Below are 22,389 nucleotides of genomic sequence, written 5' to 3'. Positions count from 1 at the left end.
TTCATGAAAGCCGCGCGTGTCGCGCTTCCCGCAACAGCGACGCGGCGATTGTCTGGTGCACGAGCCGTGAAAAGCCTGTGCTTGGTGAAAACATATGACCGGCGCTTCAATCCCAGCCGGCGTTGAAACGGGGATTCATCATGCAAATCGGTTCGATTGTCCGCTCCGTGCATATTGCCGTGCCTCAGGGCGCGCGCGGCATCGTGATGCGCATTCTCGGCGACATGGCCATGGTCGCCTGGTACGCGGGCGAGCCTGGCGTAACCAAACTGCTCAATACCGAGCCGTTCTTTCTCGAAGACCTGATCGATACGGGCGATGTCGTGCGCCCGTCGAACACGGTCGTGCACTGAGAAGCGACGCGCCGCATTGCGGCACAATGCCGGGATGAACTCGATCCATCCCGACTCCCAGGGCGCGCCCGCCGACGACGCGCCGCCCTTCTCCGGCCTCACGCCCGATTGCGTACTCGATGCAGTCGACCGCGTGCTGATGCCCGCAGGCGCGCGTACCGATGGCCGCCTGCTGCCGCTCAACAGCTACGAAAACCGCGTCTATCAGGTGGGCGTCGAGGACGGCGCACCGATCGTCGCGAAGTTCTATCGGCCGAAACGATGGTCGAATGCGGCGATTCTCGAAGAGCACGCGTTCGTCGCGAGTCTCGTCGCGCGTGAGATTCCGGCCGTGCCCGCGCGCGCGCTCGATGGCACGACGCTGCACGAATTCGACGGCTTTCGCTTCTCCATCTTCGAGCGGCGCGGCGGACGCGCGCCCGACCTCGATCGCAGCGACACGCTCGAATGGCTCGGGCGCTTCATCGGGCGGATTCACGCGGTGGGCGCGGTCGAGCCGTATCGCGAGCGGCCGACGCTCGATATCGACACTTTCGGCTATGAACCGCGCGAGTTCCTGCTGACGCACGGCTTCGTTCCCGCCGATGTGCGCGAAGCGTGGGAAGCCGTCGTGTCGATGGCGCTCGAAGGCGTCGCGCAATGTTTCGAGCGCGCGGGCGATGTGCGGCACGTGCGTCTGCACGGCGACTGTCATCCGAGCAACGTGCTGTGGACCGACGCGGGCCCGCATTTCGTCGATTTCGACGACAGCCGCATGGGCCCGGCCATTCAGGACTTGTGGCTGCTCTTGCCCGCCGGACGCGCGGATGCATCGCGCGCGCTCACCGATCTGCTCGCCGGTTACGAAGATTTTTGCGAGTTCGATCCGCGCGAACTGCATCTGATCGAAGCGCTGCGCACGCTGCGGCTGATTCATTATTCGGCGTGGCTCGCGCGCCGCTGGAACGATCCGGCGTTCCCCGCCGCCTTCCCGTGGTTCAACACGCAACGTTACTGGGAAGACCGAATCCTCGAATTGCGCGAGCAAGTCGGCGCGATGCAGGAAGGCCCGCTTTGGCCCGTTTGAAATTTTTTGTGACATTCGCGGACTGTCAGGCGATCGCAAAGCGTTGAAAAGCGCTTTTCGGCATGTAATGATAACAATTCTCATTTGCCCGCCTGACATCGATCGCCGCGCGCGCGTGCGCGTTTAGCGATCGGGGCGCGGCTTTGCCTGCCAACGCCCGAATTCTGGAGAGACGCGTGAACGCGCCTGAAACCCTCAATACGCCGCCGTCCGCGACGGGCGGCTCGACGCATTACCGTCCGCATGGGCGTCTCATCGACGATGCCGAGCAGATCGTCCGCAAGAATCGCTCGCGCCGCTCGACCTTCCTGAAGTGGCTGCGCAAGGTGCATGGCTGGGTCGGTTTGTGGGGCGCGCTGCTGGGCCTGCTGTTCGGCGCGACGGGTTTTCTGCTGAATCACCGCGCGCCGCCGCTGCGCATTTCGACCGGCGAGCCGCAGGTTTCGCAGATGCAGATGCCGCTGCCCGCCGAAGGCTTCAAGTCGCCGCGCGACATGGGCGCGTGGCTGAAGAAGGAACTGAAGATCGACGGCAATCTCGGACGCGCGCGCAAGGAACCGGCGCATCCGGTCGGCTGGGGCGACAAGAGCACGATGCAGCCGGAACAATGGTCGGTGATGGTGGCATCGCCGGGCGGCAGCGTGATGGCGGAGTACTGGGTCGGCAACAATTTCGTGTCGGTGAAGCGCACCGAAAACACCTTCCTCGCGATGATGACCAACCTGCACAAGGGCGTTGGCCTAAGCGTGGGCTGGGTGCTGCTCATCGATACGTTCGCGGGCAGCATCATCCTGCTGTCGCTTACCGGCGTGCTGCTGTGGACCGAGCTGAACAAGAAGCGCACGGCGGGCGTGGTGATCGTGGCCGCGTCGCTGATTGCGGCGATTCTTTGCGGGTTGATTTGAGGGATTCGGGACGTCGATCACGCGGCCGACGTCCCCTTCCCCTTCCGCGGGTTATGCCGCGTCAGCCACAAATAAAGCCCGCTCCCGAGCACGACGATCGTCAGCACATCGAACGCGGCCCAGAAAATCTTCAGCGGCATGCCGCCGAAATCGCCGAAATGCAGCGGCTGCGAGCCGAGCAGCACCTTCAGATACCACGGCAACTCGCGTGAATCGGTGAGCGCGCCCGTCGATGCATCGACGAGCACAGGTCGCATGATCCGCGTCGTCAGAATGCCGTCGCCGCGCATCCACACGGCATAGTGATGCGGGCTCGCGAAGCGCGTCCCCGGAAACGCGACGAACGACGGAATCATCTCGGGCGCGACGCGTCGCGCTGTCTTCACGGCATCGTCGATGGAAGCGCGCACGACGACCGGCGGCTTGTCACGATACGGCGCGACCATCTGCGCGAGCTGATCGTTGCGCCATGCTTCGAGCATGAGATCGGCGAGCGTGTTGATCGAACCCGTCGCGCCGACGAGCAACGCCCACCCGAGCGTCAACATGCCGATGGCGTTATGCCAGTCGAGCCACACGATCCGCCGCTTCTTCTTCAGGCGCACGCGCCCGAGCCCGACCTTTCGCCAGAACGGCAGATACACGACGATACCCGACACGATCGCCGCGAGAAACACGACGACCATCGCGCCGAGAAAGAGCTTGCCGAAGAGCCCGGCGAACATGTCGACGTGCAACTTCAGCAGCACGAACTTGAGCGAGCCTTTGCCGGGCGGCATGCCGAGGGGCTGGGCGGTGCGCGCATCGACGGTCGTACTGAGCGTATCGTCGGGCGGCGTGTCGGCTTTCGGCGCGGTGACGACGACCGGCAAAAGCGGATCGTCCGGCTCCCAGATCATGTATTGCGGCACATGGCCCGGATGCTCGCTCAGCGCCGCGCGCAACACCGCGTCGTAGCTCGCGCGCGCATTCGCCTGCGATGCAGGCAGCGCTGGCGCTTCGATCGCATCGCCGGTGAGGATGTCGAGTTCGTGGCCGAACACGAGCGGCAAGCCGGTCAGACACAGCAGCAACATGAACGCCGTGCAGACGAGACTCGTCCACCGATGCACGATCGACCATACGCGCAGCGCGCGCTGGCTCATGTGGCGCTTGTTCGCGGACGAGCGCGAGTCGGGCGATGCATCGGCGCGGGCGGCTGCGCGCTGGTCATCGCCGGTCAAAAACTTGCCGGGCATTCGACTAAATCGTTGAGCTGAAAGGGAAACGGCTGCGCGTCAGCCGAAGCCGGCCACGCAAATGAGAATGATTATTATATAGCCGTCGCGCCCGTCCGGGCCGCGTTTCGTCAGGATTTTGTAATAATCAGACGCCGCAGACTTCGCTTTTTCCCGCAACCTCGCGCGCCGCTTTCGCGCCTTCCACCTGCAACAGTTCGGGCAACGACACGCCGTTCTTCGCCGCCGTGACTTCCGCGAGAATCGACACCGCGATTTCCGGCGGCGTCCGGCTGCCGATATAAATGCCTACCGGCCCATGCAACCGCGCCAGTTCGGCCTCGCTGAGATCGAACTCCTTCAGACGCTCGCGCCGCGCCGCGTTGTTGCGCCGCGAACCGAGCGCGCCGACGTAGAACGCGGGCGTCTTCAGCGCTTCCATCAGCGCGAGATCGTCGAGCTTCGGATCGTGCGTGAGGGCGATGACCGCGCAGCGTTCGTCGAGCTTCATCTCCATGACCGTGTCGTCGGGCATGGTTCGCACGATCGTCGTGCCGGGCACATTCCACTCTTCCGTGTATTCCTCGCGCGGATCGCACACGGTCACCTGATAATCCAGCCCGACCGCGATACTGCACAGATAGCGCGACAACTGCCCCGCGCCGATCACGAGCATCCGGTAACGCGGGCCGTGAATCGTCAGCAGATGCGCGTCGTCGAAGAGCACGCCGTCGGTGGCCTGCGCCGGTTCGAGGCGCGCCGCGCCCGTGGCCATGTCGAGCGTGCGCGCGACGAGCCTGCCGCTTTCCACCGCCGCGCACAATTCCGAGATGCCGCTTTCCATCGTCAGCGGCTCCAGCACGAGCTGGATCGTGCCGCCGCACGGCAAGCCGAAGCGATGCGCCTCTTCCGCGCTGATGCCGTACTTCACCGCTTCCGGCTTCGTCTGCTCGATGCCCCGCTGCCGCACGCGATCGATGAGATCGTCCTCGATGCATCCTCCCGACACCGAACCGACGACGTGGCCATCGTCACGCACGGCGAGCATCGCGCCTTCGGGTCTCGGCGACGAGCCCCATGTCTTCACGACCGTCACGAGCAGCACGCGATGTCCCTCTTCGAGCCATCGCGCGCTGTTCTTCAGGACTTCGAGATCCACGCTGTCCATGATTTCTTTCCCTTTTCCTTCTCTTCTGCGCCGCTTTCGTCTTGGTCGGCGGCTGCATCTTGCGATTCCTGGCCGCCTTGCAGCTGCGCGCTGAATCGCTTGAAGAATTCTCCCGCGATCTTGCGCGCCGCGCCGTCGACGAGCCGCGAGCCGATCTGCGCAAGCTTGCCGCCGACCTGCGCGTTTGCACTGTAACTGAGCTTCGTCGTGTCGGCTTCGTCGCCGGGTTCGAGGTTCACGGTCGCGCTGCCCTTGCTGAAGCCGGCCGCGCCGCCCTGCCCTTCGAAGACGATCGTGTAAGTATGCGGGGCGTCGATATTCGTCAGCTCCATTCTTCCCTTGAAGCGCGCTTTCACCGGACCGACCGCCGCCGTCATCGCGACGTTGTAGGCGTTCTCGCCATCGGCGTCGATGCTGTCGCAGCCCGGAATGCAGACCTTCAGGATCGACGTGTCGTTCAGCGCTTCCCACGCGCGCGCCTGCGGCACCGGCAACGTGTGTGTTTCGGTCAGTTCCATCTCGTGTCTCCAGTGTGCCGTGACAGCGCGGCCAGTTCGGCTCCGACCGCGCCGAGGCTGTCGAGGTTATGTGCCGCGAGCATTGCATCGACGTGTGGCAGGATCGCGCGCACGCCTCGCGCGCGCGGCGTGAAATCGGCGAAACGCAGCAGCGGATTGAGCCACACCAGCCGATGCGCGAAACGCCTGAGTCTTTGCATCTCGGCATCGAGCACGTCGATGGCTTCGTGATCGAGGCCATCGGTGACGAGCAGCACCGTCGCCCGACCGGCCAGCACACGCCGCGCCCAGCGCCGATTGAACTCCGCGAGCGTCGCGCCGATGCGCGTGCCGCCGGACCAGTCCGCGACGTTCTGTCCGAGCGCGGCAATGGCGACATCGGGATCGCGTTCGCGCAAGGCGCGCGTCGCGTTCGTGAGCCGCGTGCCGAACAGGAACACTTGCAGACGCTCGCGCGATTGCAATAGCGCGTGACAGAAGTAGAGCACGGCGCGCGAATACGCGCTCATCGAGCCGGAAATGTCGAGCAGCAACACGAGCGGCGGTCTGCGCTCGACCGCCGCGCGATATTTCCACACGGTCCAGTCGCCGCCCGAGCGCACGGCGTGTCGCGCGCTCGCTTTGAGATCGGCATGCGTGCCGCGCGAGCCCGCCTTCAGCCTGCGCGTCGGCTCCGTCGCGAGCGGCATCCGATGCGCGCGAATCTGATGCCGCAGCGTGCGCCATTCGTCGGCGCTGAGCGTGTCGAAATCGCGATGGCTCAAGCGTTCCTGCGCGCTGAACGTGATGCGCGCGTGCGCCTCTTCCGGCTTCGATTCCGGCGGCGGCGTTGTCGACGATGCCGCCGCGCGCGTCGCCAACGCATCGGCGAGACGGTTGTTGCGCTTCGGCGGCGGCATGCCGCTCTTCACCTTCGGCAGCAACAGCGCGCGCAGCTTGCCTTCCCAGTCGGGATCGCGCCAGAAAAGATCGAACGCCGCATCGAAGATGTCGCGTTCGTCGCTCGCGTGGACGAGCAAACACGCGAGCGTCGCGCGCACATCGTCGCGGCGATTCAGATCGACGAAGCGCAACGCGTCGAGCGCATCGACCGCGTGCGCCGGCGACATGCCGAGCCCCGCGCCGCGCAGAAGCCTCACGAAATGCACGACGTTGCGCGCGAACGGTTCCATCGTGGTCGTCATGGCGTGGCCGCGAGGCATTGCGCGAGCGTATCGGCGTCCATGCGCGCGAGATCGTCCTGATACTTCAACAGCACGCCGAGCGTGTTCTGCACCGATTGCGGATCCAGTTCCGTCACCGACAACGCCGCGAGCGCGCGGCACCAGTCGATCGTTTCCGCGACGCCCGGCGCCTTGAAGAGATCCAGCGTGCGCAGCTCGTGCACGAACGCGACGGCGCGCTGCTGCAACGCCTGCCCCGCTTCGGGCGCGCGCGCCGCGACGATCGCCAGTTCGACATCGCGCTGCGGATAGCCGATCCACTGATAGAGGCATCGCCGCTTCAACGCATCGTGGACTTCGCGCGTGCGGTTCGACGTCATCACGACGAGCGGCGGTTGCGCCGCGCGCACCGTGCCGTACTCCGGAATCGACACCTGAAAGTCCGACAGCAATTCGAGCAGAAACGCTTCGAACGGCTCGTCGGCGCGGTCGATTTCATCGATGAGCAGAACGCGGCGCGCGTCGGGATTCGACGCATCGGGCAGCAAGGCCTGAAGCAGCGGACGCTTCAGCAGAAACTCGCTGCGATACAGCGAATCGTTCGACGGCGTTTCGCCCGACGCCTCCGCGAGCCGCAGCGCCATGATCTGCCGCGGATAGTCCCACTCGTATAGCGCGCTCGCGGTATCGAGCCCTTCGTAGCATTGCAGGCGCAGCAGCGTCGTGCCGCACAAGCCCGCCGCCGCCTTCGCGAGTTCGGTCTTGCCGACGCCCGGCTCGCCTTCGAGAAAGAGCGGCCGCTGCATCTTCAGCGCGAGAAAAAGCGCCGTCGCGAGCTCGCGGTTCGCGAAGTAGCGATGCTCGCGCAAGCGCGCGAGCGTCTCGTCGATGGATTGCGGCGCCTGTTCCGTCATCGCGAACTAGAACGACATCGCGCGCTCGATCGCGCGGCCCGCGAGCACCGGAATCAGATGCGCGCGATATTCGGCGCTCGCGTGCATGTCCGCGTTCAGCTCGTTGGGCGAGATCGTCACGCCGCGCGCCGATGCCACCGAAAAGTCCTTCGACAACGCCGCTTCCAGCTCCGCCGGACGAAACACCGAAGACGCCGCGCCCGTCACGCCGACGCGCACGCCGTCCTTGAACTTCGCGACGAACACGCCGACGAGCGCGAAGTGCGACGCGGGATTGCGAAACTTCTCGTAGCCCGCGCGCTCGGCCAGCGGAAACTCGACGGCCGTGATGAGCTCGTCGGGTTCGAGCGCGGTCGTGTACATGTCGATGAAGAAATCGTCCGCGGCGATGCGCCTTCTGTCGGTCACGACCGTCGCGTTCAGCGCGAGCACGGCTGACGGATAGCACGCCGCCGGATCGTCGTTGGCGAGCGAGCCGCCGATCGTGCCGCGCTCGCGGACCTGTCGATCGCCGATGCGTCCCGCGAGATCCGCGAGCCCCGGCAGCGCGCGCTGCACATCCGCGTTCGATGCGACCGCCGCATGAGACACCGCGCCGCCGATCGTGAGCTTGTCGCCGTCGAGCGTGACGTTTTTCATCGACGCGATGCGCGTCACGTCGACGAGCGCCGAGGGCTGTGCGAGCCGCAGGCGCATCGTCGGCAAGAGGCTTTGGCCGCCCGCGAGGAACTTGGCGTCGCCGTTGGCGGAAAGCACCGCGACCGCCGCCTTCGCTTCGTCCGCTTTCTGATAGTCGAATGAGTACATTTGCCGGTCTCCTCAGGCGCGTTGAGCGTTATGCATCGCGGTCCACACGCGATGCGGCGTCGCGGGCATCTGCAAGTCCTTCACGCCGAGCGGCGCGAGCGCATCGAGAATCGCGTTGATGACCGCCGGCGGCGAACCGATTGCGCCCGCTTCGCCGCAGCCCTTCACGCCGAGCGGATTGTGCGTGCACGGCGTGCCCTTCGCGGTCTCGACGGTGAAGTTCGGCAGATCGCTAGCGTGCGGCATCGCGTAATCCATGAACGAGCCGGAGAGCAACTGGCCGGTGCTGTCATCGTAGACGCAGCGTTCGAGCATCGCCTGGCCGATGCCCTGCCCCAGCCCGCCATGCACTTGCCCTTCGACGATCATCGGATTGATGACGTTGCCGAAGTCATCGACGGCCGTGAACTTTTCGATGCGCGTTTCGCCGGTGTCCTGATCGACCTCGACTTCGCACACATACGCGCCCGACGGATACGTGAAGTTGGTCGGATCGTAGAACGCGTTTTCGTTGAGGCCCGGCTCCATGGTTTCGAGCGGGAAGTTGTGCGGCACGTACGCGGCGAGCGAGACGTCGACGAACGATTTCGTGCGATCGGTGCCCTTCACGCGGAACACGCCGTTGGTGAACTCGATATCTTCCGCCGACGCTTCCAGCAGATGCGCCGCGATCTTCTTCGCCTTCGCTTCGACTTTATCGAGCGCTTTCATGATCGCGGAGCCGCCCACCGAAATCGAACGCGAGCCGTACGTGCCCATGCCGAACGGGATGCGCCCCGTATCGCCGTGAATGATCTCGACGTTCTCGATCGCGATGCCGAGCCGGTCCGCGACCACTTGCGCGAACGTCGTTTCGTGGCCCTGTCCGTGACTGTGCGAACCGGTGAAGACGGTGACGGAGCCGGTCGGATGCACGCGCACTTCGCCCGCTTCGAAGAGACCCGCACGCGCACCGAGCGCGCCCGCCACGTTCGACGGCGCGAGCCCGCACGCTTCGATGTAGCACGAATAGCCGATGCCGCGCAGCTTGCCCTTCTGCTTCGATTCGTCGCGCCGTTTTGCGAAACCCGCGACATCCGCGAGTTCCAGCGCGCGATTCAGGCACGCGTCGTAATCGCCGATGTCGTACGTGAGACCGACCGGCGTCGCGTACGGAAACTCGCGGATGAAATTGCGCCGCCTCAATTCGACGGGATCGATATTCAGCTCGCGCGCCGCCGTCTCGACGAGCCGCTCGACGACATACGTCGCTTCCGGCCGGCCCGCGCCGCGATAGGCATCGACGGGCACCGTGTTCGTGAAGACCGCTTTCACTTCGGCGTAGATCGCGGGCGTCGTGTACTGGCCCGCGAGCAGCGTCGCGTAGAGCACGGTCGGAATCGACGATGCGAACGTCGACAGATACGCGCCCATGTTCGCCGTCGTATGCACGCGCATGCCGATGAACTTGTTGTCCTTGTCGAGCGCGAGTTCGGCCTTGGTCACATGATCGCGGCCGTGCGCGTCGGAGAGGAAGGCTTCGGAGCGCTCGGCCACCCACTTGATCGGACGCCCGACTTTCTTCGATGCCCACGTCAGCGCGACATCTTCCGGATACAGGAAAATCTTCGAGCCGAAGCCGCCGCCGACATCCGGCGCGATCACGCGCAGCTTCGATTCCGGCAGCGACAGCACGAACGCCGCCATCAGCAAGCGCTCGACGTGCGGGTTCTGATTCGCGACGTAGACCGTGTAGCTGTCGTCGTGCTTCGAATAGCTCGCGTTGACCGCGCGCGGCTCGATCGCGTTCGGCACGAGCCGCTGATTCACGATATCGAGCGTCGTGACGTGCGCGGCTTTCGCGAACGCGGCGTCGGTCGCGGCCTTGTCGCCGTGGCCCCAGTTGTAGCAGACGTTGTTCGGCACGCTGTCGTGCACGAGCGGCTGGCCCGCGTCCGATGCGCTCGCCGTATCGACCGTCGCGGGCAGTTCGTCGTAATCGACCTCGATGAGTTCGAGCGCGTCCTTCGCCTCCTTCACCGATTCGGCGACGACGAGCGCGACCTGATCGCCGACGTGCAACACCTTGTCGTGCGCGATGACGGGATGCGGCGGCTCGTGCATCGGCGAGCCGTCGGTGCTGTGGATGAGCCAGCCGCACGGCAGTCCGCCGACGTTTTCGCCCGCCATGTCCTTGCCGGTGAAGATGCCGATCACGCCCGGCGACTTCAGCGCCGCTTCCATATCGATGCGCGCGATCTTCGCGTGCGCGTGCGGCGAACGCAGGAACACGCCGTAGCTTTGCTGCGGCATGACGACGTCGTCGGTGTACTGGCCCGCGCCCGTCAGGAATCGATAGTCTTCCTTGCGCTTCACGCCAGCGCCGATCAGTTTCTGTTGCTCAGGGGCATTCATCGCGATCTCCTTGGTCAAAGGCGCGATACATCGTGTGGAATGTGGATTGACGCGGAATCAGGCGCCCGCTTTCATGTTTTGCGCGCCCTGCAAGACCGCCTTGACGATGTTGTGATAGCCCGTGCAGCGACACAGATTGCCGTCGAGCTGCTCGCGCACTTCTTCTTCGGAGAGATTCGGCGATTGCGCAGCCAGCGCGCTCGCGCTCATCACCATGCCCGGCGTGCAGAAGCCGCACTGAAGGCCGTGACATTCCCTGAACGCCGCCTGCATCGGATGAAGCTGGCCGTCTTTCGCCATGCCTTCGATGGTCGTGACTTCCATGCCGTCCGCCTGCGCGGCGAGGATGTTGCACGACTTGATCGCGCGGCCATCGAGATGGACGGTGCACGCGCCGCACTGCGCCGTGTCGCAGCCGATATGCGTGCCGGTGAGCCTGAGTTGATCGCGGAGAAACTGGACGAGCAGAACGTGCGGTTCGACGGTGGCGGTCACCGGTTTCCCATTGACCGTCAGGCTGATGCTGAGCGCCATTTTCACTGTCTCCTAAGTGAGGACGATCCAGCTTCACGCCACGCACCTGCCATCTGCCGCCGTGAGCGTTCAGCCGGAATTGGTGTTATGTGTTTGTGACAATGAGTAAAACACAAATCGGCGGGCGTCGCTATCGGCGCGAACGTCCGTCCCAAACTCAAGGTTTTGCCGCTGCAAATGCAAAGCGCCGCCTCGAGGGCGGCGCTTTTGTGTCGAGCAAAGACGCTCAGTGCGTCACGGTCTCTCGCTGCTCGTGCGTTCGACGTCCGAGCACCGAATGGCGTCGCGAGTACAGGAAATAGATCGCGAGGCCGATCACGAGCCACAGCACGAACGCGATCCACGTCATCGCCTGAAGATTGACCATCAGGAACAGACACGACGCCACCGCCAGAATCGGCACGACCGGCACGCCGGGGCAGCGGAACGCGCGCGGCAAGTCAGGATGCGTGCGGCGCAGGATCAGCACGGCGATGGAGACCATCGAGAACGCGGCGAGCGTGCCGATGTTGATGAGCTCGGCGAGCACGTTGAGCGGCACGAGCGCGCCGATCAGACCGAAGAAAATGCCGACGATCCACGTCGTGAGGAACGGCGTCGCGTAGCGCGGATGCACCTTCGAAAGCCGCGCGGGCAAGAGGCCGTCGCGCGACATCGCGTAGATGATGCGCGTCTGGCCGTAGCTCATCACGAGAATCACGGTGAGCATGCCGAGCACCGCGCCGAGATCGATGAAGCCCGCGACCCAGTTCTCACCCGCGACTTGCAGCGCGAACGACACCGGATGCGGATTATTCGCGAACTGCGGCGCGGGCACGATGCCGGTCACGACGGCCGCGACCGCCACGTACAGCACGGCGCACACCGCGAGCGACGAGATGATGCCGATCGGCAGATCGCGCTTCGGATTCTTCACTTCCTCGGCCGCCGACGACACCGAATCGAAGCCGATGAACGCGAAGAACATGACGGCCGCCGCGCCGAACACGCCGGACCAGCCGTTCGGCATGAACGGCTGCCAGTTTGCCGGCTTCACATGGAACACGCCGACCGCGATCACGAGCAGCACGATGGTCACTTTGATCGCGACCATGATGTTGTTCAGGCGCGTCGATTCCTTCACGCCGACCGAAAGCAGCCAGGTGATCGCCATCATCACGAGGAACGCGGGCAGGTTGAAGAACGTGACCTCGCCGGGCAACGCGCCGGGCGCGGCGGTGAGGGCGGTCGGCAGCGAGATACCGAAGCCGGCGAGCAGCGACTGCAAGTAGCCCGACCAGCCGACCGAAACGGCGGACGTCGCGAGCCCGTATTCGAGCATCAGATCCCAGCCGATGATCCACGCGGCGAGTTCGCCGAGCGTCGCATACGAATACGTGTAGATGGAACCGGCGACCGGAATCGTCGACGAAAATTCCGCGTAGGCGAGGGCGGCGAAGCAGCACGCGATCGCCGCGATGATGAACGAAATCATGAGCGCCGGGCCGGCCTGGACGGCGCCGGTGCCGGTCAGCACGAAAATGCCCGTGCCGATGATCGCGCCGATTCCGAGGAACGTCAGATCCAGGGCGCCGAGCGTCTTTTTGAGCGATGTGCTGTGCGCGCCGGCCAGCATGTGCTCGATGTTTTTCTTGCGGAACAACGACATTGCGATGAGTCTCCTTCTGGCGCGCGCGAGCGGCCGTTACCTCGGGAAAACCCGATATTTTATCGGAGACTCAGAGATTGCCTATCCATTGAGCATGCAACGCAGAATTGCGGCAATTTGTTACGATCCACCCGTTTTATCTAGCACGAGATAAAACCTACCCGGCGATGGCGGGATTCATGTCGACGAGACGGTTGCTCATCACATAGAACGTAAGCTCTGCATTGTTCGCGAGCTTCATTTTCTCCAGCAACCGCGCGCGATAAACACTTACGGTCTTAACCGAAAGCGATAAGGCGTTCGCGATATCAGTGAGCCGTTTTCCCGAAGCAAGCATGCACAGCGTCTGATATTCGCGGTCCGATAGTTTCTCGTGCGGCAACCGGTCCGTATCGAGCGAAACGTAGGTTGCGAGGGCTTCGGCCATTTCAGGGCTCACGTATTTTCGGCCTGCGGCGACTTGCTGAATCGCGCCGATCATCAGCGCGGGGTCCGCCGTCTTCGACAGATAGCCCGCCGCGCCCGCCTTCAACGCGCGCACCGCATATTGATCTTCGCGATACATCGAAAACATCAGCACCGGCAGACGCGGGCTTTCGCGCTTGAGACGCTTCAACACGTCGATGCCGTTGATGTCCGGCAGCGAGATGTCGAGCATCGCGACATCGAGCGGGCGACGCGCGGCGAGCGCGAGCGCCTGCATGCCGGTCTCGGCCTCCAGCACTTCGGATGCGACGCCGCGTTCCAGCAGCAATTGCGCGACGCCGCGGCGCACGATGCCGTGATCGTCGGCGAGCAGGATTCTGAGCATCGCGGCGGCCTCAGGCGTTGACCACGCTGAGCGTGAACAGGCCCGGACCCGCCGCAGCCCACGGGAAACGCGCGCGCACGCAAGTGCCGGCGGGCTTCGCCGCCGCGACGCGCAGATTGCCGCCGAGCGCCTCGCAGCGCGCGCGCATCCCGGAAAGGCCGAAGCGTCCGCTCTTGCGACGCGCCGCCGCGCTGATGCCGACGCCATCGTCTTCGACGAGCAGGATCACGCCTTGTCCGTCGAGCGCGACGGACACGCGCGCATGCCCGGCGTGCGCGTGACGCGCGACGTTGCCGAGCGCTTCCTGCATCACGCGAAAGAGCGCGAGCGACATGTCGTGCGACATGCGATCGAGGCGCGCATCGTCGGGGCACGAGAAATCGACGGCGATCGCCGTGCGCGCGCCGAAATCCGCGATCCAGCCGGCCAGCGTGGCGGCGAAGTCGGCATCGAAAGTCGGCGTCTGCAATCCCTCGACGATGCGATGACTCGTCTCGCAGACATCCGCGAGCGCCGCGCGCGCCTGATGCAGCGCGTCGTCGAGCGCGGCGGGCGCATCGGCGGGCAGCCAGTGCTCGGCGCGAGCGAGCGCGATATTCGCGACGGTGAGCGCGGCGCCGCTCGCGTCGTGCAGGTCTTGCGCGAGCGCCTGGCGCGCGCGCTCTTCCGTGGCGGCGAGCAGCGCGGCGAGTTCCTGGACGCGGGCGGTGAGACGCTGAATCTGACGGTCGCCCTTGAGCTTGGCGTCGATCAGCGCGGAATAGGGTGAGGCAAACGACGCGCCGGAGCATTCCGGCGACGGTGACGGAACCGCGCGCAGCGGAGCGCGGCGAATCGGGTTCTCATCGAGCGTGATCGTGGCCGACGGGTTCATTCACTATCCTCGCTTCGAGCGCAACTGGAGCTACGTCCTCGGGTAACTCACGAGCGGCGTAACCGAATTTACACTCAGTAACATCGTTGACGGACTACGGGATGGCCTGCGCCGTCAAAAAGTAAACGCATCATATCTCAAAAAAATGATAAAGCCATGTCGCGCAAGGCTTCGGCGGTCGAACTTCATGTCGTTTGCCAAGTCCGCTGCGCATAATGCGTAGGAAAAAGACCTACCGACCGTGGTCAATTTGTAACAGCGACGCGCGTATGGTGATTTCGTCGAGGCGAAAAAAAACCGGAGCGCGAGGCTCCGGTTTGTGCAATCGCGACGTCGAGACAGCTTATCCGACGAACGCCTTTTCCACGACGTAGTGGCCAGGATGGTTGTTGCTGCCTTCCTGGAAGCCCATCGCGTCGAGCAGTTCGCGCGTGTCGCGCAGCATGTGCGGGCTGCCGCAGAGCATCACGCGGTCGTTTTCGACCGAGAACGGCTCGACCGAGAGATCGGCGAACAGCTTCTTGGTCTCGATCAGATCGGTGATGCGACCACGGTTCGCGAACTCCTCGCGCGTGACCGTCGGGTAATAGACGAGCTTTTCGGACACGATTTCGCCGATATGCTCATGCGCCGGCAAGTGCTCGGTGATGAAATCCTTGTACGCGAGTTCGTCGACGAAACGGCACGTGTGCGTCAGCACGATCTTTTCGTAGCGGTCGTAGACGTCCGGGTCCTTGATGATCGACATGAACGGCGCGAGGCCCGTGCCGGTCGACAGCAGCCACAGCGTCTTGCCGGGCAGCAGATTGTCGGCGACGAGCGTGCCCGTCGGCTTCTTGCCGATCAGCACGGAATCGCCCACTTTCAGATGTTGCAGGCGCGAGGTCAGGGGGCCGTCCGGAACCTTGATGCTCAGAAATTCGAGATGCTCTTCGTAGTTCGCGCTCGCGAGGCTGTACGCGCGCAGAAGCGGCTTGCCGTCGACTTCGAGACCCACCATCGTGAACTGGCCGTTCTCGAAGCGGAACGAGCTGTCGCGGGTGCAGGTGAAACTGAAAAGCGTGTCGGTCCAGTGATGGACGCTCAGAACGGTTTGAGAATTAAGGTTGCTCATGGCTTCTTGAACTGTGCTCTAACTGTGCGAAAGCGGTGACGCTCTGACGCTCGCGCCTGGCTGGCGGCGGATGCCACGCCGGGCCGATGTCGAAAACAAAGCGCGCTACGAGGGCGCAACGAGGGGCGCTGCGCTGTCCGAACGGGACGATCGAATGGTGAAGGTCGCCGATTGATCCGAAACCCGCGATGCGAGGACAGCGATTCACGCCGCGCCACGCGTGAACTTCGCGCAAAAAAACTGACAGCCCGGCGCAATCGGCTATTTTAACCCGATAGTCGTTTCGCGGTCCGAACGTCGATACGGCGGCGGTGGCGCGCACGCGCGCCTCGTGGGCGAACGTGCGTGCAGAAGAAATGCACTTTCGGCTGACTGCGCGGCCGGTGGCCGGCCTCGGCGGCAACTCTTATCGCTGCGGAAAAGCCGCCGAGTCCGCATGATAGCAACGGATGCCGCGCGTATCTCGAAATACCCTTCTGGCGAAAGGCCGCACGCGTGTCAGATGCGCTGATCCGTCGACGGTTTTTCCCACAGGTTGATGCCGCCTTCCTTCGCGTGCTGATCGATTTCCGCGAGTTCTTCCTTCGAGAAATCGAGATTCTTCAGTGCGCCGACGTTCTCGACGACTTGCTCCGCGCGGCTCGCGCCGATCAGCACCGAGGTCACGCGCCCGCCTCGCAGCGCCCACGCGAGCGCCATCTGCGCGAGGCTCTGGCCGCGCTTCTGCGCGAGATCGTTGAGCTTGCGGACGTGCGCGAGGTTCGCATCGCTCAGATGTTCCTGCTTGAGCGAGCCGCCGCCCGGTTTGTTGACGCGCGCGTCCTGCGGCACGCCATTCAGATACTTGCTGGTCAGCAGACCTTGCGCGAGCGGCGTAAACGCGATGCTTCCCGCGCCGATGTCGTCGAGCGTGTCGAGCAGGTCTTCTTCGATCCAGCGGTTCAGCATGTTGTACGACGGCTGATGGATCAGCAGCGGCACCTTGTGCTCGGCAAGCAGCTTGGCCATCTCGCGTGTTTTGGACGCCGAGTACGACGAGATGCCAACGTAAAGCGCCTTGCCCGAATGCACGGCCGTCGCCAGCGCGCCAGCGGTTTCTTCGAGCGGCGTATCGGCGTCGAAACGGTGCGAATAGAAGATGTCGACGTAATCGAGGCCCATGCGCTTCAGGCTCTGGTCGAGGCTCGCCAGCACGTATTTGCGCGAGCCGCCGCCCTGGCCGTACGGACCGGGCCACATGTCCCAGCCGGCTTTCGAGGAGATCAACAGTTCGTCACGATAAGGGCGGAAGTCGTCCTTGAAGATGCGCCCGAAGTTCGTTTCGGCGCTGCCGTACGGCGGGCCGTAATTGTTCGCGAGATCGAAATGCGTGACGCCGAGATCGAACGCCGTGCGCAGGATTTCACGTTGCGTGGAGATCGGCGTCGTATCGCCGAAGTTGTGCCACAAACCGAGCGACAACGCAGGAAGTTTCAACCCGCTCCTGCCACAAGTGCGGTATTGCATTTGCGTGTAACGCTCGGAGGCTGCTTCGTAGGCCATGACGGATTTCCTCTGCGGATGGCGAATTGAACGGACTGGAACGGACAACGTGCCTTTCACGCGGCACGCGCGGACACGCACGCTGTCGAGGGCGTCAATGGTAAGCCAATCGGGGCTGGGCGCGCACGGCACGCGATGCCGTCCCGCTATTCGGTATAGGCCGGATGGCCAGCAAGGGGAACGATCCAACGCGATCGCGGACAAAAGCAGATTCGTTTTGAAGGACCGCTACCCATGGATTCGATCGACAGACTTCGCCCCGCTTACGATTCGTTTAGTGCAATTGCCGTGACTTACGGCATCGATATTCTGCTGGCGCTGCTGATTCTCGCGGTCGGCTGGTGGATTTCGAACGCCGTCGCGAACACCCTGCGCCGCACGCTCGCTCGCACCAATGTCGATGCCACGCTCACCCCGGTGCTCGCCAGCCTCGCGTTGTGGGCGATCCGCGTCGTCGCGATCGTCGCCGCGCTCGGCAAGCTCGGCATTGCCGCCGCCAGCATCCTGACCGTGCTCGGCGCTGCCGGCCTCGCCATCGGCCTCGCGCTGCAGGGCACGCTGCAAAACATCGCGGCCGGCCTGATGCTCCTGCTGCTGCGCCCGTTTCGCGTCGGCGATTACATCGAAGGCGTCGGGACGACGGCGGGCACGGTCAACGAGATCGGACTTTTCACGACGCGCCTCACGAAAGCCGACGGCATCATCATGTTCGTGCCGAACAGCCTCATTTGGGCGAACGCCATCACGAACTACAGCGCGAACGATCGGCGTCGCGTCGTCATCAACTTTCAGGCACAGCATGGGCTGAAGGTCGAGCGTGTGCTCGAGGAACTGCGCAAGCTGATGAGCGACGATCCGCGCATCGTGCAGGACGGGCCGTCGGCGCCGTGGGTCGCCGTGACCGATTACACGGACACCGGCGTCAAATACAACCTCGGCGCGTGGACGAGCAGAAGCGATCATCAGTACGTGATGGCCGACCTCCTGCGCAAGATTCAGCCGTACACGCGCGAGCAGGCGCAGGCGGCGTGAGTGGACGCGCGAGCGCCGACCCGCTAACCTGACGCGCTTTTCCAGCCAAGAGACCACGCCATGACCCGAGCGATTTCCGTTGCGCTGCTAGTCGGCGGCGTCGTGCTGCTGTATTTCGGCGGCCAGTCGTTTCATTCGCTCTCCAGCGACGTCGCGCGCTTCTTCACCGGCTCGCCCACGAACAAGACCATCTGGCTGATCGCGGGCGGCATCGTCGCGTCGCTCGCCGGGCTGATCGGCCTCACGATTCCGTCGAAACGCTGAAACGCTGCGACGTCAAACGAGCGGCACTTCCGGCTTCGACGCCGAGCGCGTGCCGGGCAGCGCCGCGTTGCTCGCGCCGCGATACGTGAACACGAGCGAGAACTTCACCTGATCGGTGAGGTTCTTGCCCGCCGAATGCAGCGTGTTGCAGTGGAAGAACACGACGTCGCCCGGTTCCAGCGCGGGCGACACCGCCGTGCGGATCAGCGCGGCATTCTCGGGCAAGTCGGAGCGGAAGAATTTCGCGTCGTCGAAGCGATCCGATGTGAACGGCAGCTTGTGCGACATCGGCACGAACCACAGCGCGCCGTTTTCCACCGTTTCGTTGCCGAGCGCGACCCACGCGGAAACGAGATCGTCGCGCTCGAACGCCCAGTAGCGCACGTCGCGATGCCAGCCGGTCAGGCTGCCGTACGCCGGGTGCTTCGTCATCATGCAGTTGTGATGCGCGCGCGACAAATACGGCGTCTCGCCGAAATACAACTCCATCCATCCGCGCACTTCCGGCGATGTCGCGAACTCCGCGTAAAGCGGATGCCGCGCGTAGGCGTCGAGCAGGCGGCGCACGGTGTGTCCGCCGGGCGCGTCCTTCGAATCCGGCGCGCCGGGATATTTCAGATCGGCCTCGAACTCGACCGGCGCGGCGGCCTCGGCGAGTTGCCGGCGCGCGACTTCGAGCATCGCGTCGCGGCGTTCCTGCGAAACCAGCCCTTTCACGATCACGTAGCCGTTTCGACGCAGCTCGTGCACCTGTTCCTTCTTCGATTTCAGCAGGTTTTGATCAGACATTTCAGTTCTTGGCTCCGGCGGCTTTCGAATTTATTCATGCCGTCGACGCTATATCCGGAATTGGGGCGAATACGGGGATTGTAAATCCGGCAGCGCAGGAAGGCCCATGCGAGAACGCTTCCGCCGATTTTTATAAGCAGCCGCTTCATGAAACGGCAGGGAAAACGCGGACTTACCCGGGTAATACTGGTCCTGTACATTGATCCGCATCAATTCGGTGCAACTTCGCAAATGCTGTTGAATCGAAGCGTTGAACTTCATTTTTGAGACGACTATCGTCGAGTCTGCTTCCACGCAAACCGACCTTTCCCGCCGACATGAACCACCGAATCGCTATCGGACTTACTCGCGTCGCATCGCGAGCCGCGCGTCCTGCGCGCCGCGGCATGATCCGCGCGCTGCGCCATCACTCCACCCGCACGCAATTGCTCGCCGAGCAACTGAAGAACGTGCATCCGGTCGACGGCATCCGGTCGTGGTTCCGCGGTTTCTTCTTCAATTTGCGCGTGCGCGCGGCCTCGCGCCGGGTGTCGTTGCGCGCGCTGTTGCGCCGTCCGGTGCAGTTGCGCGCGCCCGCGCCGAAGCCGAAAGCGGCTGCGCTGACGAGCCGTCGTCCGCGTCGCGTGTCGGCGACGAGCGCCGGCTGGTACGCGTTCGCGGCGCGCTGAATCGCGCAATCGCGCAATCCCTCACTTGCGCTCGGCCTCGTCGAGCGTCGGATAGTCCGTGTAGCCTTTCTCTCCGCCGCCGTAGAACGTCGCCTCGTCGGGCGCGTTGAGCGGCGCGTTCATCCTGAAGCGCTCGACCAAATCCGGATTCGCGAGAAACGCGCGACCGAAAGCCACGGCGTCGGCTTCGCCTCGTTCGATGCGCGCATTGGCTTCTTCCGCGGTGTATTCGCCGCAGACGATGATCGCGCCGTCGTAAGCCTCCCGCAGCGCGTCTCGATAGCCGTCCGAAAGCGGCGCGCCGCCCGCCCAGTCGCCTTCCGCCAGATGCAGATACGCGATGCCGATGCGCTTCAGCTCGCGCGCCAGATACAGCGATGACGCTTCGCCTTCATCGTCGTGCAGATCGAATCCCGTGAAGTTCGGCGATATCCGGATGCCGACGCGATTCGCGCCCATCACGCCCGCGACCGCCTCCAGCACATCGACGACCAGCCGCACGCGATTTTCGATGCCGCCGCCGTACTCGTCGGTGCGATGGTTGGTGCCCGTCGCCATGAACTGATGCAGCAGATAGCCGTTGGCCGCGTGGACTTCGATCATGTCGAAATCGGCGCGCTTGGCGCGATGCGCGGCATCGACGAACTGCAGCACGATGCCCGGCAACTCGCCGATCTCAAGCGCGCGCGGTTCGTCGGCGTCGGTCATGCCGTAGGTGCCGTCATCGTGTCTCACGAACACTTGCGTGTCGCGCGCGCGGATCGCGGACGGCGCGACGGGCGGCGCATCGCCCTCCTGCAGCGATCGATGCGACACGCGCCCCACATGCCACAACTGCGACGCGATGCGCCCGTGCCGCGCGTGAACCGCGCCCACGACGGCTCTCCATCCGGCTTCCTGCGCGTCGGAATAGATGCCGGGCGTCGCGACATAACCCTGACCTTGCCGCGAAACCTGCGTCGCCTCGGTCACGATGAGTCCCGCGCCCGCGCGCTGCGCGTAATAGTGCGCGTTCATTTCGCTGGGCACGTCGCCGGGCTGCGACGCGCGATTGCGCGTGAGCGGCGCCATCACCACGCGATTCGGCAGTTCGAGATTGCCGATTGTGACGGGAGAAAGAAGCGTTTCGAACGGCATGACGGCTCCGTGGATGATCGGTTTTGCCGTCCGGTTCGGTCGCAAGAAACGCGCCGCGCAGGCGAAAAAAAACCGGCAAGCGCGATGCTTGCCGGTTCTTGTCCCGCGCGTTCGGCGAATGGCGTTACGCCACACTTGCGACCGGCTCCGTGCCCGCCGCTTCGGCCAGCATGAGCGCCTTGTCGGTGGCTTCCCACGAGAATTCAGGCTCTTCGCGGCCGAAGTGACCGTATGCCGCCGTCTTTTCGTAGATCGGGCGCAGCAGATCGAGCATCTGGATGATGCCCTTCGGACGCAGATCGAAATGCTCCAGAACGAGCTTCGTGATTTCGGCATCCGACACGCGGCCCGTGCCGAACGTGTTCACCATCACCGAAGTCGGACGTGCCACGCCGATTGCGTACGAAACCTGGATCAGCGCGCGCGATGCGAGACCGGCCGCGACGATGTTCTTCGCGACATAACGTCCCGCGTACGCCGCCGAGCGGTCGACCTTCGACGGATCCTTGCCCGAGAACGCGCCGCCGCCGTGCGGAGCCGCGCCGCCGTACGTGTCGACGATGATCTTGCGGCCCGTCAGACCGCAGTCGCCCTGCGGACCGCCGATGACGAAGCGGCCCGTCGGGTTCACCAGAAACTTGATGTCGCCCTTGATGAGTTCCTTCGGCAGCGTCGGCTTGATGACTTCTTCGATCACCGCTTCGCGCAGTTGCGGCAGGTCGATGTCCGGCGAATGTTGCGTCGACAGCACGACCGTATCGATGGAATGCGCGCGGCCATCGACATAACGCACGGTGACTTGCGACTTCGCGTCCGGACGCAGCCAGGGCAAACGGCCATCGCGACGAAGGTTTGCCTGACGCTCGACGAGGCGATGCGAAAGGTGGATCGGCAGCGGCATCAGTTCGGGCGTTTCGTCGCAGGCGTAGCCGAACATGAGGCCCTGGTCGCCCGCGCCCTGATCGAGATTGTCGTCGTGCGCCTTGTTCACGCCTTGCGCGATATCCGGCGATTGCTTGTCATACGCGACGAGAACCGCGCAGCCGCGATAGTCGATGCCGAAGTCGGTGTTGTCGTAACCGATGCGCTTGATGGTGTCGCGCGCGACCTGGATGTAATCGACGTTGGCGGTGGTCGTGATTTCGCCCGCGAGGACGACGAGACCGGTGTTGCACAGCGTTTCCGCGGCGACGCGCGAATATTTGTCCTGCGACAGAATGGCGTCGAGGATGGCGTCGGAGACTTGGTCGGCAACCTTGTCCGGGTGGCCTTCGGAAACGGATTCGGAAGTAAAGAGGTAGTCGTTCGACACGCTTCAGACTCCAATAAAAGTACGGTTGATATTCACGTAGCCGTCTTCTTTTGGAGTCTGAAGCGGCGACGCTTTAGCGGATGTGCTTCCAGGCCGGCGCTTCTCGAAAGTAAGAAGACTCCGACCCGCTTCGCCCCGCAAGTTGTCCATTAACTCGGC

Annotated in this window: 22 protein-coding genes; 6 read left to right on the top strand and 16 right to left on the bottom strand. The window is 64.0% G+C overall.

Translation table 11 applies throughout. The features are described from left to right. Window positions 1–140: 140 nt before the first annotated feature. The 3 genes from NCS02_RS00295 to NCS02_RS00285 all read left to right on the top strand — a co-directional run bounded on the left by NCS02_RS00295 (window position 141) and on the right by NCS02_RS00285 (window position 2,324). Window positions 141–353: a hypothetical protein gene (locus NCS02_RS00295; RefSeq protein ID WP_008352308.1), complete on the top strand. Its 213-nt coding sequence runs from the start codon at window positions 141–143 to the stop codon at window positions 351–353. 34 nt (window positions 354–387) lie between these two features. Then, the gene (locus NCS02_RS00290; protein WP_239294357.1) at window positions 388–1,419 is read left to right on the top strand and encodes a serine/threonine protein kinase; all 1,032 of its coding nucleotides are present in this window, start codon (window positions 388–390) and stop codon (window positions 1,417–1,419) included. A gap of 176 nt (window positions 1,420–1,595) precedes the next feature. After that, window positions 1,596–2,324, top strand: a complete 729-nt coding sequence (locus NCS02_RS00285; RefSeq protein WP_250522795.1) for a PepSY-associated TM helix domain-containing protein — start codon at window positions 1,596–1,598, stop codon at window positions 2,322–2,324. A 17-nt stretch (window positions 2,325–2,341) separates the two neighbouring features. Here the strand turns inward: NCS02_RS00285 and NCS02_RS00280 are convergent, their stop codons facing one another. The 13 genes from NCS02_RS00280 to mgrA form a co-directional block, all read right to left on the bottom strand. After that, window positions 2,342–3,562: a PepSY-associated TM helix domain-containing protein gene (locus tag NCS02_RS00280; protein ID WP_250522794.1), complete on the bottom strand. Its 1,221-nt coding sequence runs from the start codon at window positions 3,560–3,562 to the stop codon at window positions 2,342–2,344. 127 nt (window positions 3,563–3,689) lie between these two features. Beyond that, the gene (locus tag NCS02_RS00275; RefSeq protein WP_250522793.1) at window positions 3,690–4,709 is read right to left on the bottom strand and encodes an XdhC family protein; all 1,020 of its coding nucleotides are present in this window, start codon (window positions 4,707–4,709) and stop codon (window positions 3,690–3,692) included. Beyond that, on the bottom strand, window positions 4,682–5,227 hold the full coding sequence (locus tag NCS02_RS00270) for an SRPBCC family protein (protein WP_008352328.1): 546 nt from the start codon (window positions 5,225–5,227) through the stop codon (window positions 4,682–4,684). Before NCS02_RS00270 ends, NCS02_RS00275 begins: the two co-directional genes overlap by 28 nt. After that, window positions 5,218–6,411 carry a vWA domain-containing protein gene (locus NCS02_RS00265; RefSeq protein WP_033536462.1) on the bottom strand — a complete coding sequence of 398 codons (1,194 nt, stop codon included), beginning with the start codon at window positions 6,409–6,411 and terminating at the stop codon, window positions 5,218–5,220. Before NCS02_RS00265 ends, NCS02_RS00270 begins: the two co-directional genes overlap by 10 nt. After that, a complete protein-coding gene (locus tag NCS02_RS00260; protein WP_008352332.1) occupies window positions 6,408–7,304 on the bottom strand; it encodes an AAA family ATPase in 897 nt (298 codons plus the stop codon). Before NCS02_RS00260 ends, NCS02_RS00265 begins: the two co-directional genes overlap by 4 nt. A gap of 6 nt (window positions 7,305–7,310) precedes the next feature. Continuing rightward, complete coding sequence (locus tag NCS02_RS00255) at window positions 7,311–8,111, bottom strand: FAD binding domain-containing protein (RefSeq protein WP_008352333.1); 801 nt, start codon at window positions 8,109–8,111, stop codon at window positions 7,311–7,313. Between the two features lie 12 nt (window positions 8,112–8,123). Next, window positions 8,124–10,505 (bottom strand): xanthine dehydrogenase family protein molybdopterin-binding subunit, encoded by a 2,382-nt coding sequence (locus tag NCS02_RS00250; RefSeq protein WP_250435380.1) that lies wholly within the window; start codon window positions 10,503–10,505, stop codon window positions 8,124–8,126. Window positions 10,506–10,562: 57 nt separating this feature from the next. Continuing rightward, a complete protein-coding gene (locus tag NCS02_RS00245) occupies window positions 10,563–11,039 on the bottom strand; it encodes a (2Fe-2S)-binding protein (RefSeq protein ID WP_008352336.1) in 477 nt (158 codons plus the stop codon). 226 nt (window positions 11,040–11,265) lie between these two features. Then, window positions 11,266–12,687: a branched-chain amino acid transporter BcaP gene (gene bcaP, locus NCS02_RS00240; protein ID WP_284504220.1), complete on the bottom strand. Its 1,422-nt coding sequence runs from the start codon at window positions 12,685–12,687 to the stop codon at window positions 11,266–11,268. A gap of 157 nt (window positions 12,688–12,844) precedes the next feature. Next, window positions 12,845–13,498: a response regulator transcription factor RqpR gene (gene rqpR / locus NCS02_RS00235; protein ID WP_008352341.1), complete on the bottom strand. Its 654-nt coding sequence runs from the start codon at window positions 13,496–13,498 to the stop codon at window positions 12,845–12,847. Window positions 13,499–13,508: 10 nt separating this feature from the next. Next, a complete protein-coding gene (locus tag NCS02_RS00230; protein ID WP_250457073.1) occupies window positions 13,509–14,372 on the bottom strand; it encodes a sensor histidine kinase in 864 nt (287 codons plus the stop codon). A 343-nt stretch (window positions 14,373–14,715) separates the two neighbouring features. Continuing rightward, complete coding sequence (locus tag NCS02_RS00225; RefSeq protein WP_008352345.1) at window positions 14,716–15,486, bottom strand: ferredoxin--NADP reductase; 771 nt, start codon at window positions 15,484–15,486, stop codon at window positions 14,716–14,718. 498 nt (window positions 15,487–15,984) lie between these two features. Continuing rightward, window positions 15,985–17,028, bottom strand: coding sequence for an L-glyceraldehyde 3-phosphate reductase (mgrA, locus tag NCS02_RS00220; protein ID WP_008352347.1), 1,044 nt, complete (start codon window positions 17,026–17,028; stop codon window positions 15,985–15,987). Between the two features lie 234 nt (window positions 17,029–17,262). Here mgrA and NCS02_RS00215 point away from each other — a divergent pair, with 234 nt between their 5' ends. Both NCS02_RS00215 and NCS02_RS00210 read left to right on the top strand, forming a co-directional pair. Continuing rightward, window positions 17,263–18,060, top strand: coding sequence for a mechanosensitive ion channel family protein (locus tag NCS02_RS00215; RefSeq protein WP_008352348.1), 798 nt, complete (start codon window positions 17,263–17,265; stop codon window positions 18,058–18,060). A gap of 60 nt (window positions 18,061–18,120) precedes the next feature. Next, window positions 18,121–18,324 (top strand): DUF3185 family protein, encoded by a 204-nt coding sequence (locus tag NCS02_RS00210; RefSeq protein ID WP_008352349.1) that lies wholly within the window; start codon window positions 18,121–18,123, stop codon window positions 18,322–18,324. A gap of 12 nt (window positions 18,325–18,336) precedes the next feature. Here NCS02_RS00210 and NCS02_RS00205 read toward each other — a convergent pair whose 3' ends face one another. Continuing rightward, window positions 18,337–19,113, bottom strand: coding sequence for a phytanoyl-CoA dioxygenase family protein (locus NCS02_RS00205; RefSeq protein ID WP_008352350.1), 777 nt, complete (start codon window positions 19,111–19,113; stop codon window positions 18,337–18,339). 317 nt (window positions 19,114–19,430) lie between these two features. Here NCS02_RS00205 and NCS02_RS00200 point away from each other — a divergent pair, with 317 nt between their 5' ends. After that, window positions 19,431–19,781 carry a hypothetical protein gene (locus NCS02_RS00200; protein ID WP_174447735.1) on the top strand — a complete coding sequence of 117 codons (351 nt, stop codon included), beginning with the start codon at window positions 19,431–19,433 and terminating at the stop codon, window positions 19,779–19,781. Window positions 19,782–19,802: 21 nt separating this feature from the next. Here NCS02_RS00200 and NCS02_RS00195 read toward each other — a convergent pair whose 3' ends face one another. Further along, window positions 19,803–20,918: an alkene reductase gene (locus tag NCS02_RS00195; protein WP_250457074.1), complete on the bottom strand. Its 1,116-nt coding sequence runs from the start codon at window positions 20,916–20,918 to the stop codon at window positions 19,803–19,805. 124 nt (window positions 20,919–21,042) lie between these two features. Beyond that, a complete protein-coding gene (metK, locus tag NCS02_RS00190; protein WP_008352353.1) occupies window positions 21,043–22,230 on the bottom strand; it encodes a methionine adenosyltransferase in 1,188 nt (395 codons plus the stop codon). Window positions 22,231–22,389: the final 159 nt, after the last annotated feature.

The sequence above is a fragment of the Caballeronia sp. NCF2 genome, assembly GCF_023631205.1.
Lineage (GTDB): Bacteria > Pseudomonadota > Gammaproteobacteria > Burkholderiales > Burkholderiaceae > Caballeronia > Caballeronia zhejiangensis.
The sequence above is the reverse complement of the archived record's forward strand: the minus strand, read 5'-3'. Positions and strand labels throughout refer to the sequence as shown.